The sequence below is a fragment of the Bacillus sp. FSL R5-0659 genome (assembly GCF_038008785.1).
In the GTDB taxonomy this organism is placed as follows: Bacteria; Bacillota; Bacilli; order Bacillales; family Bacillaceae; genus Bacillus; species Bacillus safensis.
On sequence record NZ_JBBOZU010000001.1, the window covers coordinates 1229198 to 1242638 of the forward strand.

19 protein-coding genes, 1 riboswitch and 1 other annotated feature are annotated in these 13441 nt (G+C 41.6%); of the genes, 14 read left to right on the forward strand and 5 right to left on the reverse strand.

Translation table 11 applies throughout. From position 1 onward, the window contains the following. Window positions 1-7: 7 nt before the first annotated feature. Window positions 8-889, reverse strand: a complete 882-nt coding sequence (locus NSQ72_RS06165) for a dimethylarginine dimethylaminohydrolase family protein (protein WP_341083598.1) — start codon at window positions 887-889, stop codon at window positions 8-10. Between the two features lie 179 nt (window positions 890-1068). On the opposite strand from NSQ72_RS06165, the gene NSQ72_RS06170 reads away from it, so the two are divergent. The 5 genes from NSQ72_RS06170 (at window position 1069) to NSQ72_RS06190 (ending at window position 3952) form a co-directional block, all read left to right on the forward strand. After that, on the forward strand, window positions 1069-1590 hold the full coding sequence (locus NSQ72_RS06170; RefSeq protein ID WP_008346212.1) for an acyl-CoA thioesterase: 522 nt from the start codon (window positions 1069-1071) through the stop codon (window positions 1588-1590). A 114-nt stretch (window positions 1591-1704) separates the two neighbouring features. Further along, complete coding sequence (locus tag NSQ72_RS06175) at window positions 1705-2031, forward strand: PadR family transcriptional regulator (RefSeq protein WP_047203033.1); 327 nt, start codon at window positions 1705-1707, stop codon at window positions 2029-2031. A 4-nt stretch (window positions 2032-2035) separates the two neighbouring features. Next, window positions 2036-2794, forward strand: coding sequence for an HAAS domain-containing protein (locus NSQ72_RS06180; RefSeq protein WP_341083599.1), 759 nt, complete (start codon window positions 2036-2038; stop codon window positions 2792-2794). Window positions 2795-2899: 105 nt separating this feature from the next. Continuing rightward, window positions 2900-3388, forward strand: coding sequence for a small multi-drug export protein (locus tag NSQ72_RS06185; RefSeq protein ID WP_039177994.1), 489 nt, complete (start codon window positions 2900-2902; stop codon window positions 3386-3388). 18 nt (window positions 3389-3406) lie between these two features. Continuing rightward, window positions 3407-3952: a GNAT family N-acetyltransferase gene (locus tag NSQ72_RS06190; protein WP_341083601.1), complete on the forward strand. Its 546-nt coding sequence runs from the start codon at window positions 3407-3409 to the stop codon at window positions 3950-3952. A gap of 18 nt (window positions 3953-3970) precedes the next feature. Here NSQ72_RS06190 and NSQ72_RS06195 read toward each other — a convergent pair whose 3' ends face one another. Together NSQ72_RS06195 and NSQ72_RS06200 are read right to left on the reverse strand one after the other, a co-directional pair. Next, window positions 3971-5014 (reverse strand): bifunctional transcriptional activator/DNA repair enzyme AdaA, encoded by a 1044-nt coding sequence (locus NSQ72_RS06195; protein ID WP_268465285.1) that lies wholly within the window; start codon window positions 5012-5014, stop codon window positions 3971-3973. A 172-nt stretch (window positions 5015-5186) separates the two neighbouring features. Next, window positions 5187-5321: a YrzI family small protein gene (locus NSQ72_RS06200; RefSeq protein WP_341083603.1), complete on the reverse strand. Its 135-nt coding sequence runs from the start codon at window positions 5319-5321 to the stop codon at window positions 5187-5189. 220 nt (window positions 5322-5541) lie between these two features. Next, a riboswitch (guanidine-I (ykkC/yxkD leader) is annotated at window positions 5542-5650 on the forward strand. Between the two features lie 67 nt (window positions 5651-5717). Here NSQ72_RS06200 and NSQ72_RS06205 point away from each other — a divergent pair. Next, on the forward strand, window positions 5718-6047 hold the full coding sequence (locus NSQ72_RS06205) for a DMT family transporter (protein ID WP_075611303.1): 330 nt from the start codon (window positions 5718-5720) through the stop codon (window positions 6045-6047). Then, on the forward strand, window positions 6044-6358 hold the full coding sequence (locus NSQ72_RS06210) for a DMT family transporter (protein WP_024424636.1): 315 nt from the start codon (window positions 6044-6046) through the stop codon (window positions 6356-6358). Before NSQ72_RS06205 ends, NSQ72_RS06210 begins: the two co-directional genes overlap by 4 nt. Before the next feature lie 35 nt (window positions 6359-6393). On the opposite strand, the gene NSQ72_RS06215 is transcribed toward NSQ72_RS06210, so the two are convergent. Continuing rightward, window positions 6394-6579, reverse strand: coding sequence for a hypothetical protein (locus NSQ72_RS06215; protein ID WP_024719622.1), 186 nt, complete (start codon window positions 6577-6579; stop codon window positions 6394-6396). Between the two features lie 161 nt (window positions 6580-6740). Here NSQ72_RS06215 and purU point away from each other — a divergent pair, with 161 nt between their 5' ends. The 6 genes from purU (at window position 6741) to NSQ72_RS06245 (ending at window position 12304) form a co-directional block, all read left to right on the forward strand. Continuing rightward, window positions 6741-7643, forward strand: coding sequence for a formyltetrahydrofolate deformylase (purU, locus tag NSQ72_RS06220; RefSeq protein WP_039178002.1), 903 nt, complete (start codon window positions 6741-6743; stop codon window positions 7641-7643). 43 nt (window positions 7644-7686) lie between these two features. After that, window positions 7687-7905: a binding site (T-box leader), on the forward strand. Between the two features lie 56 nt (window positions 7906-7961). Next, window positions 7962-9059, forward strand: a complete 1098-nt coding sequence (gene proB / locus NSQ72_RS06225; protein ID WP_041085058.1) for a glutamate 5-kinase — start codon at window positions 7962-7964, stop codon at window positions 9057-9059. Window positions 9060-9071: 12 nt separating this feature from the next. Then, window positions 9072-10319 carry a glutamate-5-semialdehyde dehydrogenase gene (locus NSQ72_RS06230; RefSeq protein WP_341083607.1) on the forward strand — a complete coding sequence of 416 codons (1248 nt, stop codon included), beginning with the start codon at window positions 9072-9074 and terminating at the stop codon, window positions 10317-10319. A gap of 124 nt (window positions 10320-10443) precedes the next feature. Continuing rightward, on the forward strand, window positions 10444-11580 hold the full coding sequence (locus NSQ72_RS06235; protein WP_064498361.1) for a Rap family tetratricopeptide repeat protein: 1137 nt from the start codon (window positions 10444-10446) through the stop codon (window positions 11578-11580). Beyond that, window positions 11570-11704, forward strand: a complete 135-nt coding sequence (locus NSQ72_RS06240) for a hypothetical protein (RefSeq protein WP_024424642.1) — start codon at window positions 11570-11572, stop codon at window positions 11702-11704. Before NSQ72_RS06235 ends, NSQ72_RS06240 begins: the two co-directional genes overlap by 11 nt. Before the next feature lie 171 nt (window positions 11705-11875). After that, on the forward strand, window positions 11876-12304 hold the full coding sequence (locus NSQ72_RS06245) for an organic hydroperoxide resistance protein (protein WP_024424643.1): 429 nt from the start codon (window positions 11876-11878) through the stop codon (window positions 12302-12304). 34 nt (window positions 12305-12338) lie between these two features. On the opposite strand, the gene NSQ72_RS06250 is transcribed toward NSQ72_RS06245, so the two are convergent. After that, a complete protein-coding gene (locus tag NSQ72_RS06250; RefSeq protein WP_039178012.1) occupies window positions 12339-12785 on the reverse strand; it encodes a MarR family winged helix-turn-helix transcriptional regulator in 447 nt (148 codons plus the stop codon). A 161-nt stretch (window positions 12786-12946) separates the two neighbouring features. Here NSQ72_RS06250 and NSQ72_RS06255 point away from each other — a divergent pair, with 161 nt between their 5' ends. Next, on the forward strand, window positions 12947-13363 hold the full coding sequence (locus NSQ72_RS06255) for an organic hydroperoxide resistance protein (protein ID WP_034281509.1): 417 nt from the start codon (window positions 12947-12949) through the stop codon (window positions 13361-13363). The last annotated feature ends 78 nt before the right edge of the window (window positions 13364-13441 follow it).

Sequence of the window (13441 nt, forward strand, 5' to 3'; positions counted from 1 at the left end):
GGCTGTTCTACACGCTGGCTTTTTTAATAGATGAACGCCGAATAGGTAATGTGCAGCATCTGAACGAGCCGCCAGATTTAATAATTTCAGAAAAGTCCACTTCAATAACGGTGTACCCGTGAGAGATTAATGCAGCATTTGTTTCTTGGTTGCTTGGCAAGCTGATCACTTTTTTCTGCCCAATGGATAAAACATTTGGTCCAAGTGTGAATTGCTCTTGTTCACTGATTTCAACAAAATGATAATACGTTTTGAGCAGCTGGAGATCCTTTTGCTTGAACGCTTCAGGATAAATGATTATCTCGTCATGAGACAGAATATTCATCACACAATCGAGATGCAAAATGTGAGGAGGAAGGTGAATTGGGATGATGTCGTGATCCGGCAGTTCCTTTTTGAGCTGGTAGATAGCGGCTGGACTAGTTCTTTTGCTCGTGCCAACAAACACACGGTTCTGATCCACAAGCACATCGCCGCCTTCAATCGTTCCGTCTGTCAAGGTGACAGCTGATAACCCGTTTGCCTGTGCCCACTCTTTTAGACATTGTTCTTCTCCTTGCCGAACCGGAGCAGCCATCTTTGAAACAAACAGTGTATGTCCAATCGTAAACCCAATATCCCGAGTGAAGACTTGCTCAGGGAAGCGGTCATTCGCTGGGAGCAGGATGGGCCGTACTTGATGATCTTTAAGTGTTTGGATCAATTGCTTATGCTGAGCGACTGCTTTCATTTGAGAAATATTTTCTTTCGCAAAATGTTTCTGTGTTTCGTTGATAATTTGTTTGATTTCCATATAAATAGGACTGCATAAAAGAACTTCTTCTAAATCGTCGTATTCACTCATGCATTGCGGCATTTTGTATAATTGCTCTGCTCTCATCGAATCCATCAAATGGCCTCCTTGTTCGTTCATAGTTCTATTATTCCTTCTTCTTGTCATGGTTGAAACATTTCCGAAAGAAAATCTCTCACATAAGACTAAAGCAAAAAGTTTAGACAAACCTAAAAGAATAGTGTTTAATAAAAGTCGTTCCGCATCTACGAAAACAGCAAGAAGGAGCTATGATGATGAGTGAAGAAAATTTCAAATACTGCAAGGAATCGAAAGTTGTTAAAACCAGCAGGGTATTCCCTCTCGATACGAATAACCACCAAACGTTATTTGGCGGGAAATTAATGAGCTATATAGATGACATTGCCTCTATCTCGGCAGCAAGACACAGCCGCAGTGAAACGGTCACAGCTTCAATGGATTCTGTTGACTTTTTAGAGCCGATTGGACAAAAGGAGTCCGTATGCTTGGAATCCTATGTCACATGGGTCGGCACGTCTTCTATGGAAGTGTTCGTCAAAGTCATTAAAGAAAACTTGATGTCTGGAGAACGCAGGCTCGCAGCGACTTCATTTCTGACATTTGTCTCATTAGATGAAAACGGAAAGCCTAAACGAGTCCCGCAGGTGATGCCGGAAACAGAAGAAGAGATCATGCTTCATCAAACAGCGAAGCAGCGGGCAGAGGAAAGAAAAAGCCGCCGAAAACATAGTAAGGCGCTTGCTGACGCACTTGGGACAGATAAACCTTGGGCGTAAAAATCACCCTTTAAGCGGTGATTTTTTTCTAGTACGGTATCTTGCATGGCAAGATAGTGTATGGTAAGATGAAGCTATCTTGTGATGCAAGGTACTGGAATCGGAGGAACTATCATGACAACATCCACACAAATGCTAAAAGGGATTTTAGAAGGCTGTCTGCTGTCGATTATTTCTGAGGGTGAAATTTATGGGTATGAAATGACGAAGAAGCTCGCGCATTATGGGTTTGATCAAATAAGTGAAGGCAGTATCTATCCAATTTTGCTGCGAATGCAAAAGGAACAGCTGGTGACCACTGTCACAAAAGCGTCAGCAAGCGGGCCGAAAAGGAAATACTATACGCTCACACAAGCGGGGGAACAAGCGCTCACACAGTTTATTGCCCGCTGGAATGAGCTTTCGAAAAATGTAAACTGCTTATTACTAAAAGGGAAGTGAGATTATGGTATCAAAAGAAACACGACACATTCTACTAGAGCTGCAACTTTATCTCATATCAAAGGGAAAAAATCAGGATGAGATTGATGAGCTGATGGACGAATTGACCACACATGCAGTTGAGGCTGAAAAAGACGGCAAAACAGGAGAGGATGTGTTCGGCGGAGATCCGCGGAGCTATGCTGATGAACTCTCAAAAGAGCTGTCAGGAAATCATAAAGACTGGGTGCCGTTTGTCAGTGCTTTTTTAATTGGGTCACTTTTTTACATGATGTTAGCAGATGCCATCAGTCAAAGTTTATCGTATTCTTGGTTTGCTTTGATTGGATATCCAATCGTTTTAGTGGCCAATGTTATCATGATCATTGTGATGTTTAGAGCGACCGCTTTTCAAACAAGCCGCAGGGCATTTCTCTATTTTTGGATATTAGGAATTTTCCAGCTGACAGCAATGGTGACAATCAAACTTTTGGATCAAAAACTTGGCACGCCATTACTTGTACTTACTTCAGGACAAAGATGGGGCGTCATTCTGCTCATGCTGCTATGTATCGTTGTATTCAATGCAATCTTAAAGGCGAATGTCGTTTCATTGATTCCGCTCATCTTTTTCGGACCGCAGCTCATATTCGAATGGATTGGCTGGACGTCACCAAGTGTGATTTTACTGCAAAGTCTGCTGTCTATTGTGATTTTAATAGGGCTTATGCTCATTGTCCTGCGCCGGGCAAATAAGAAAAATGAAAATACGAATGTAAACTGAGCACATCCGATCAGATGTGCTTTTCTTTTTCTAAAAAAATGTAGAAATGGAATTGTGTTTTTCATTACAATGGGGAGAGGACAAAAATGAAAAGGGGTTCTGTTTTTGGATATCGTATGGGGGTATGTACTCGTTTTTGTATTGGCTGCTTTGCCTTTTTTTGAAGTGATTGGTGTCGTTCCATTCGCAATCTTAAGTGGACTGCATCCTGTGACAACAGCTGTGATTGGATTCATCGGCAACTTTCTCACAGTCTTGTTTCTCATTGTGTTTGTGGACCGGTTTAAAGCATGGTGGTTAAAGAGAAAGGAAGAGAAAGGTGATGAAAAAGGAGAGAAAAAGCAGCTGCGGGCGAGAAAAATTTGGGAACGATACGGTCTGCCTGGATTAGCGCTCATTGGTCCTTTTATCATCGGCAGTCATTTAGCGGCCCTGATGTGCATGAGCTTTGGAACGAAAAGAAAGCAAGTCGCTGTGTGGATGACCGTCAGCTTAATGATGTGGACAGCGCTGGCTGCTAGTTTAACTGGTGCGGGCTTCCATTACTTTGCCCCAGATTCAAATGGGTTGTTCGGAGATATTTTTAGCAAGTAAAAAAAGGGAGGATCATCAATGGCATATCAAACAAGAACAGTACTAGAAACAGAGCGCCTGAAACTGAGAACGATGAATGAACATGATGCGTCATTTTTATATGACGAGCTGTTTCAAGACGAAGAAGTGATGAAGTATTATCCTTCTTTGAAGGATGAACAGCAGACAAAAGAGTGGATTGCATGGAATCAAAAAAATGACCGCACGTACCACACCTCGCTATGGATCATTGAAGATAAAGAAACAAATGAACGACTTGGACAAAGTGGAATTGTTCTGCAAAACATTGAAGGGCAAACCGAACTTGAGATCGGCTATATGCTAAAGAAAGCGGCGTGGGGGAATGGCTATGCTGCGGAGGCTGCAAAAGGCTGTCTTACCTATGGATTTGAAGAAATGAAGGTCAGACGGATGGTCAGCCTAATTCGTCCTGAGAATGAAGCATCGGTGAAGGTCGCTTTAAAAATGGGCATGAAAAAAGAAAAAACCATTTCAAAATGGGACCAAATCATTGATGTATACAGCATCACCCGTAACGAAGAAAACGGCTCGCTTACCGAATAAGCAGAGCCGTTTTCTCTTTTATTCGCGTTGTTCTAACTGAAGCAGATATTTCTTCCGTTCAATCCCACCGCCGTAGCCTCCAAGTTCACCACTTGTTTGAATCACGCGGTGGCAGGGAATGATAATCGCCAATTGATTCGCACCATTTGCATTACCAACGGCACGAACCAAATGCGGATCGCCCAGTATTGTGGCTAGATCACGATAGGATCTCGTTTCGCCTGCTGGAATGAGTGAAAGTTGCTCCCACACCTTCATTTGAAAAGGGGTGCCATGTAAGGAAAGGGGTACAGTAAACTTGGTCAGCTTTTTCTCAAAATATAAGGCCAATTCCTTTGCTAATTGCTGATGGACGTTTGTTTCTCCAACTAAAATACGGGCATGATGCTTCTTTCTTAATGTTTCAATTTCTTTTTCGAGTCCCCGCCTGTCCATAAACTCCAGTAAATACACATGTGTGGCATCTGTCACGCTGATCATCCGCCCGATCGGTGTGGAAATAAAATTAGCATAGAGAATGTGAATCTGCGCTTTTTTAGGGGGATTTCCCATGATTTTCGTAAATGCATCATTGAAGGCGCTTGAAGATTCATAGCCGAAGGTGACCTGCTGATCGATTACTTTTTTTCCGTTCAAAATTTCTTTAAAGGCAAGTCCCATTCGGCGTGATCTTGCATATTGAACAAAGGTCATGCCGTAAATGTCTTTAAACTTTCTTCGAGCTGTGGCAGAGTGAATCCCTAATTGACGGAAGTCCTCTTCCTTCCAGCGTTTCTCAGGATTTTTTTCTACTGCTGAAACGAGTGTTTTGACTTCTTCAGGAATACTGTTAGGGTATGTTAATGGTGTGCAGCGTTTGCATGGGCGATACCCTGCCAGCAGTGCCTCCTCCGCTGTAAAGAAAAACTCACAGTTTTCATATTTTGGCTTTCTGGCCGTACATGTGGCATGACAGAAGATGCCGGTTGTCTTAATACAGGCAAAGAATGTGCCGTCATATTGCGGATTCTTGTCAACAAGTGCTTGATAAAATTCATGTTTTTGTTCATCGGTCATCATCATATGAATCCACCTCTTGATTTTCTATAAAATGTTTTTCAGCATTCTAAAGTTGATCGTTCATCACATCAATCTTATTTCATTATATCAGCGATGTGATCGTTGCCGTACCCGCGCTTTAAGGAAATTTCTTTCTCGTATGCAAGCATGATAAATATGTCGATCTCCTCCTGTTTTAGTTCATATACTTTAGCTGCTTCTGTTTCATTTCTTCATAAAATGCTTCAACTTCTTGTTCGTAAAGTACGGTCTCCATGTCCTTGTATTTACGCTTGATCGTCAATGTCATAAAAAATAAATTGATTGTCATATACGCTCATTTCCCTTCAGTCCGCAGCACGCGAAACAGCCTGTAAATCTTCTTGATCAGTTAACCTGTTTCTAACACTTAGTATACGGCGGTCCCATAAAAATTCTTTCGAAAAATGAACAAGTATATTTGCCTGAGGAAAGCAAAGTGATAGACCAGTATTTAGGGGTGTGATACAATTTTGACACAGAATCTGCTCTAAGTCAGATCTGCTTATCATGAATTGGTTTTCTAGGGTTCCGTGCGGGTGGCGCAGTCTGGACCGAGAGAAAACACATAGGGTCTAGACAATAGACCATATGACACGGAGGGATAAAAGCCCGGGAGATTTGATCAAACGATCGATTTCCAGGCTTTTTTTTGTTGGTTGGAATCGTTCAGAAAGGAAGGGATCTAATGAAATGGGGAAATGTCTTGATTGCGGCGGTCTTTGAAGTCGGCTGGGTGATGGGATTGAAATATGCTGACTCTTTATTGGAATGGGCCGCAACCATCGTTTGTATTGTCGTCAGCTTTTATTTACTACTGAAAGCTACGACTGTACTGCCAGTTGGCACACTTTATGCCGTTTTTACCGGACTTGGGACAGCAGGTACTGTCATAGTAGGTATGGTCATGGGGGAGCCGGTACAGCTAGTGAAATTACTTTTAATCATGGTGCTTTTAAGCGGTGTATTAGGGCTCAAACTGACCACAGGAGAAAAGAAAGGAGAGACTGAATCATGAGCTGGCTTTTACTCATTGGGGCAGGCATTTTAGAAATGCTTTGTGTCACCATGATGAATCAATTCCAGAAAGACCGGCATGTCAAATGGATTTTATTTATTGCAGCTGGATTTTCGCTGTCCTTTCTCATGCTCTCTCTTGCGATGAATACAATTCCGATGGGAACGGCGTACGCCATTTGGACAGGTATTGGAGCTGCTGGAGGAGCCATTGTCGGCATGCTGTTTTATGGTGAGTCGAAAGACGCAAAACGTATTTTCTTTATCGCATTGATTTTATCTGCGGCGGTCGGGTTAAAGATTATTGAATAAGAAAAGGGCTGGCATCTGTCTGCCAGCCTTTTTTATTACATCGAATGATGATTGGAATCGTTTTCATTTTTGCGGTAAAGCTGACTCACTAGCAGAAAACAGACACCAAATGTGAGCAAAGGAATGAGTCTCTCACCGGTCATAAATAGATAAATACCTGTGATCAGACATACGATGCCGAGCCAAAAGCTCACTTTACCAAACAAAGTCATGCTTTTCATCTCCATCACTCCTTTTGTGATAAAAGGTCTACTCACATTATATCATGCTAGGTGCAGAATTGAATGAATATTCAATAAAAAATGGACTCTTCATTGCTTTTTCTCTTTCCAGTCCAGTATAATATTTCATTAGAATGAAAACGTAAATGAGGTCATGATACATGAGAACATTGATTACAGAGAAACTTGAATTACACAGACAAAAGCACGAGCAAAAAGGCAGACTGCTTGTCAGTTGCCCGGATCAGCCTGGTATTGTATCAGCTGTTTCTTCCTTTTTATTTGAGCACGGAGCGAACATCATTGAATCCAGCCAATATACAACAGATCATGAAAGCGGCCGGTTCTTTTTAAGAATTGAATTTGATTGGAAAGACATTTCGGCCAACTTAGATCAGTTGAAAAATAGCTTTGAGCCAATTGCCGCATCATTTCAAATGACATGGAGCATGTCACGTGCAAGTGATCTGAAAAAGCTGGCGATCTTTGTATCGAAAGAGCTTCATTGTTTAAATGAACTACTATGGGAATGGCAAAGCGGAAATTTAATGGCTGAAATCGCAGTTGTGATTAGCAATCATGAAACGGCAAAGGATACGGTCGAAGCACTCGGCATCCCATTCCATTTTGTGAAGGCGAATAAAGACATTCGTCAAGAGGCAGAAAAACAGCAGCTTGCTCTATTAGAAAAGTACGACATTGATGCCGTTGTGCTTGCTCGATACATGCAAATTTTAACGCCTAAATTTATTGAAGAGCATCCGAATAAAATCATTAATATTCATCATTCCTTCCTGCCAGCGTTTATTGGTGCAAACCCATACAAGCGGGCATATGAACGAGGCGTCAAATTAATTGGTGCGACTTCTCATTATGTGACCAATGATTTAGACGAAGGACCGATCATTGAACAAGATATTGAGCGTGTAGATCACCGGGATGATGCGGAAGCCCTAAAAAATATTGGCCGGACAATTGAGCGCAGTGTGCTTGCACGTGCTGTCAAATGGCACTTGGAAGATCGAATTATTGTTCATGAGAATAAAACGATTGTCTTTAATTGACCGCTTGACTTTTCTTTAGCAATTGGTGATAATATAAAAAAATTAACGAGCGTTGAAAAGGAATAGTAAGCAGGAACTGATGCGTAAAGAGAGCAAATGATATGCTGAAACATTTGCCGCAGACAGCTGCTGAACCTGCCCTTTGAGCCTTAGAGGAAAAATCTAAGCGCGTGCCTGGCGTTACAGGAGTTGAGTGGAATAAGCATTTCGCATGCTTATTCAATGAAGGTGGTACCACGGAAAATCCCTTTTCGTCCTTTACATAAGGAGAAAAAGGGATTTTTTTTGTGCCTAAAGGTATAGCGGAGGGAATCAAGGATGAAAAAGCAAAGGATCGTCATAAAAATTGGCAGCAGTTCATTAACAGAGCAAAAAGGAGCCATTGATGAACAAAAGATGCAGGATCATGTAAGAGCCATAGCAAAGCTCAAAGAAGCAGGGCATGAAATCATTTTAATTTCATCAGGAGCCGTTGCGGCAGGATTTGGCAGCTTAGGCTATCCATCAAGACCTGTGACCTTAAAGGGGAAACAGGCAGCCGCTGCCGTTGGTCAGGGCTTGTTAATGCAAAAATATACAGAGCTTTTTTCACAGTTTCACATGACACCTGCTCAAATGCTTTTAACACGTAATGACTTTTCAGATCGAACAAGATATCGAAATGCTTACGCAACGATGATGGAGCTGCTGGAAAGAAAGATTTTGCCGATCATAAACGAAAATGATTCAGTTTCCATCGAGGAGCTTACCTTTGGGGATAATGACATGCTGTCAGCTCTTGTCAGTGGATTAATCCATGCAGACCAATTGATCATATTAACAGACATCAATGGCATTTATGATGCAAATCCAAATGAGCATCCTGAGGCGAAGCGGTTTGATGTCCTGACTCACATTTCAGAAGAATTGTTTTCATATGCAAAGAGCACTGGTTCAAAGGTTGGAACAGGCGGAATGAAATCGAAGCTGTCTGCTGCACAAACGGCACTTTCACTTGGTGTGAAAGTCTTCATTGGTACAGGCACTGGGGAAGACAAACTGCTTCGCATTCTTGCGGGTCAAGGTGACGGAACGTATATCGGTGAACAGGATTTATCAGCCGTGAACAACCGCCGTCAATGGATTCAATTCCACTCACCGGTCTCTGGAAAGATCATGATTGATGCAGGAGCGGAAGCGGCGATTTTGCATAATGGCAGAAGTCTTCTTCCGGCAGGAGTCATTGATGTCGCTGGTGACTTTTCTAAAGGAGAGGTTGTAGAAGTCGTCGGGCCAAACGGATTAGTTGGTAAGGGACAAACCTTGTACGCATCCGATGAGCTTCTTGGCATTAAAGGAATGCGAAGTGACGAGCTTTCAAAAGAGAAGCCTGAGGTCATACACCGAGATCACTGGGTACAGCATGTACAAAACTGAGGAGGGAATACGATGAATGAAGTTCTTGAAAAAGCAAAAAAAGCAAGTGTAGCTAAAGATCAGCTGCTTCTAAAAACGACGGAACAAAAAAATGCTGCCTTGCACGCCATTGCAAGTGCACTAAAAGCATCTTCAGCTTATTTAATAGAGGAGAACCAAAAGGATGTTCAAGCGGCTGAGGAAAAGCAGTTCACGCCATCTGTCATTGACCGGATCACACTCACGGAAGAGAGAATTGAAGCCATTGCAGACGCGACCCTTCAACTCATTCAGCTAAAAGACCCAATTGGTGAAACGTTAGAAACCATTCAAAAAGAAAACGGTCTATTCATCGAAAAGGTCCGTGTACCGCTTGGAACGGTTGGCATGATTTATGAAGCAAGACCAAATGTGACAGTCGATGCTGCGACCCTTTGCTTGAAAACTGGGAATGCTGTGATTCTGCGCGGAAGCTCATCTGCTATTCATAGTAATAAAGCGATTGTAAAGGTGATTCATGAAGCGCTCCATACGACGGATATTCCAGTAGACAGTGTGCAATTGATTGAAGATACTGGCCGTGAAACGGCGAAAACGCTGTTCACCTTAAATGAATACCTCGATGTCCTCATTCCGCGCGGCGGGAAGAATTTAATTGATCTTGTAGTGAGAGAGTCAACTGTGCCGGTGCTTGAGACAGGTGCAGGAAATTGTCATATCTACATTGATGAAACAGCGAAAAACGAAATGACTGAGCGGATTGTGCTGAATGCCAAAACACAAAGACCATCTGTTTGTAATGCGATTGAGAGCATTGTCATTCATGAAACATGGGCAAAAACATACGGCGCTTCGTTATTTGAAGCCCTTCAATCAAATGGGGTAGAAATACGCGGTGATGAAGCTGTTTGCGCGCTTGCTCCTAGTGCTGCATTAGCGACAACTGAGGACTATGCAACGGAGTTTTTAGCACCGATTGTCAGCATTAAAATAGTAAAAAACATAGAAGAAGCGATTCAGCATATTCAAACTTATAGCTCTAAGCACTCTGAAGCGATCATTACGGAAAATGATGAACATGCAGCCCTTTTCTTAACAGCTGTCGATGCTGCCGCTGTTTATCATAATGCTTCTACTCGTTTCACAGATGGATTTGAATTTGGTTATGGAGCGGAAATAGGTATTAGTACACAAAAACTTCATGCAAGAGGACCAATGGGTCTGCCAGCCTTAACGTCTGAAAAATTTGTCATTCGTGGTCAAGGACAAATAAGAGAATAACGAATTCAAAAGAGAGTCTTGTGACAACAGGCTCTCTTTTTCCTTTCATTTTTGTATTTCTCCGGTCAAGTATGATAAAATATGGTAATGTTTTATATTTTGAGAAGATTGGAGAAGGCAACGTATGGCGAAAATCATTCCCTCTTCGGATATTGGAGTGAAAATCAACAAGTGGTATGAATTAATCCGCAGATTTGATTCAGAACAAGCAGAACAGTTAAAACAGGAAATTCGCACCTCTCTTGATTCAATGGAAGAAGATCAGAATTTGCTTCTCTATTTTTCTTTAATGGAATTTCGGCATGAGGTCATGCTCGATTATTTAAAGCCATTAAAGGAAGGAAAGCTTCGCGCCAACTTTTCCGAGCTTTCGAAAGAAATAGATGAGCATCAAACGCATGTCACAGGCATGCTTGAATACTACTATCATTTTTTCAGAGGCATGTATGAATTCGGACGGAGGGAGTATATTGCTGCCATATCGTCTTATCAAAAGGCAGAGCACAAGCTTTCTTTTGTATCAGATGATATTGAACGTGCGGAATTTCATTTTAAAATGTCAGAAATATATTACCACATGAAACAAACGCATATCTCGATGCACCATGCTAAACTAGCGCTGGATGTTTATGTTCAGCATGAACTGTATGCGCTTCGCACCATTCAGTGTCAATTTATTGTGGCCGGTAACTACGATGATATGAGAAGGCATGAAAAAGCATTACCACATCTCGAAAGAGCACTTGCGAGATCAAGAGAGTTTCAGAATGTGCGTTTTATTGCCTCCTCTTTATTTAATATGGGCAACAGTTATTACCGAATGGGAGACTTAGGCCGCGCACTCGAATTAATGAAAGAATCCATCTCGTTATTTGATCAAAATCAATCCGATCATCTTCGTCGATCTATAGACCCTCTTTATACAGCCGCTCAGATATTATACAAACAAGGAAAACACGAAGAAGCATTACACTACAGAGAAGAATGTATGAAGCGAGCAGAAGCTCTTCAAGATGACATTCATATTCAGAAAACCATATTTCTAGAAGCTTTGTATTTAAGACAAGATGCGGAGCATATGAAACGAATTTTCCATTTTTTAGAGTCTGCCTATGCATATCCTGATATAGAGGAGCTGGCATTAGATACCGCAAAGTATTATAATGAAATGGGGGATTATGAAAAATCTTCCATGTTCTATGGGGAAGCGGAACATGCGCGAATCTATATTCAGAGAGGGGATTGTTTATATGAATTTTAAAAAATGGGCAGTCGTCTGTACAAGCATCACCATCATGGCATTGTGGCTGGCAGCAGCAAATGCCGATCCAGATAACAGAAACCATACGCTAGAACAACCGAATCCACAGCATGACACGATCTAAAAGCCCTTGTTAAAGGGCTTTTTTTTTATGTCTAACAATTTTGGGACATGCTCATAAAAAGGGTTCAGGGAGGAAAACTTAAAAAAGAGTATTTATTGATTGACTCCGCAATTTAAATTGTGTACAATTCAATTGTAGAAAATATTATTGGAGAGAAAGAGGGTTATATTCATGTCAGACGTTTTATTTACAGCAACGGTATCAGCTGTCGGAGGAAGAGAAGGAAAGGTTGTTTCAACAGATGGTGTACTAGAGCATGATGTAGCAATGCCTGGAACACCAAGAGCAAAAAAACTTGAAAAAGCAACAAATCCAGAGCAATTATTCGCAGCAGGCTACTCTGCATGTTTTGATTCAGCCCTTCAAATGGTAGCAAGACAAGAGCGTATCCGTTTTGAAAGTGAAGTAACAGCACATGTCAGCTTATTAAAAGACAGTTCAGATGGCGGCTTCAAACTAGGCGTTCAATTAGAAGTAAAGGGAACTGGCATTGAGCAGTCAGCATTAGAAGAACTTGTTCATAAAGCACACGGTGTATGTCCATATTCAAAAGCAACTCAAGGAAATATCGAAGTAGAACTAGTAGCAGTCGCACAATAATTAGACATCAATAAAAGGCTGAGGGAATGTTCCCTCAGCCTTTTGGTTGTGTTAAATTTTGCAAAAGCTCATGTAAAGAGGCGCGCAGTATTTTTAGCTCTTCTTCTGATCTGCCTGTCCCAGTCAGCATGTGAGATGGAATCGCAGTGGCCTTTTCTTTTAGCTGTTCTCCATATTCCGTTAAACGAATTTGCACAGACCGCTCATCCTCTTTCGAGCGTTCTCGGATAATGAGTCCGTTTTGCTCCATTCGTTTCAGCATGGGTGTGAGTGTACCGGAGTCTAAATAGAGAAGTTCTCCCATCGTTTTCACATTTAATGTTCCATGCTCCCACAATAAAAGCAGTGCCAAATATTGCGGATACGTAATGTTTAATTCTTCTAATAACGGTTTATACTGCTTCGTCATCTCTCGTGAACTTGCATATAACAAGAAACAAAGCTGATTTTCCAGCTTCATATGTTCAAATTCATTTGTCATGTCAGTCACCAACTATTTTTTGTCATACTTATCATTGTATAAGATTTTCTTCCTTTTTAAAATAAATACAGACGAAAAATAAAAAATTCTTCAATGTGCGATAAATGTTTGAGAAATGAATAGAACGTGAAAAGGATCAATAGATAAAGGAGGAGATGAAGATGAAACCATTATTCACAGCAAAAGTAAAGGCGCAGCATGGAAGAGCTGGACATGTTCGTTCAGAAGATGGTGTGCTCGATCATAACATAGTCATGCCTAACGCAAAGAAAGATGGAGAGACTGGTACAAACCCAGAGCAATTATTTGCAGCAGGCTATGCAGCTTGTTTCGGAGGAGCACTTGAACAGGTAGCCAAGAAGCAAGGGATAGAAATTGAATCGGAAGTAGAAGGACATGTCAGTCTTTTAAAAGATGAAAGCGACGGCGGCTTTAAGCTTGGCGTAAAGCTGATTGTGTCTGCGAAAGGTCATGATCATGACAAAGTGAAAGAGCTTGTCCATGCTGCACATGAATTCTGTCCATATTCAAAAGCAACAAGAGGGAACATTGAAGTAGAGCTTGAAGTGGCGGAGTAATAGTAGAAGACACCTGCTTACGAGCAGGTGTCTCAGCGTGTAGACAAACCCTCGCATTCTTTGTCAGGTCTGCGCTCC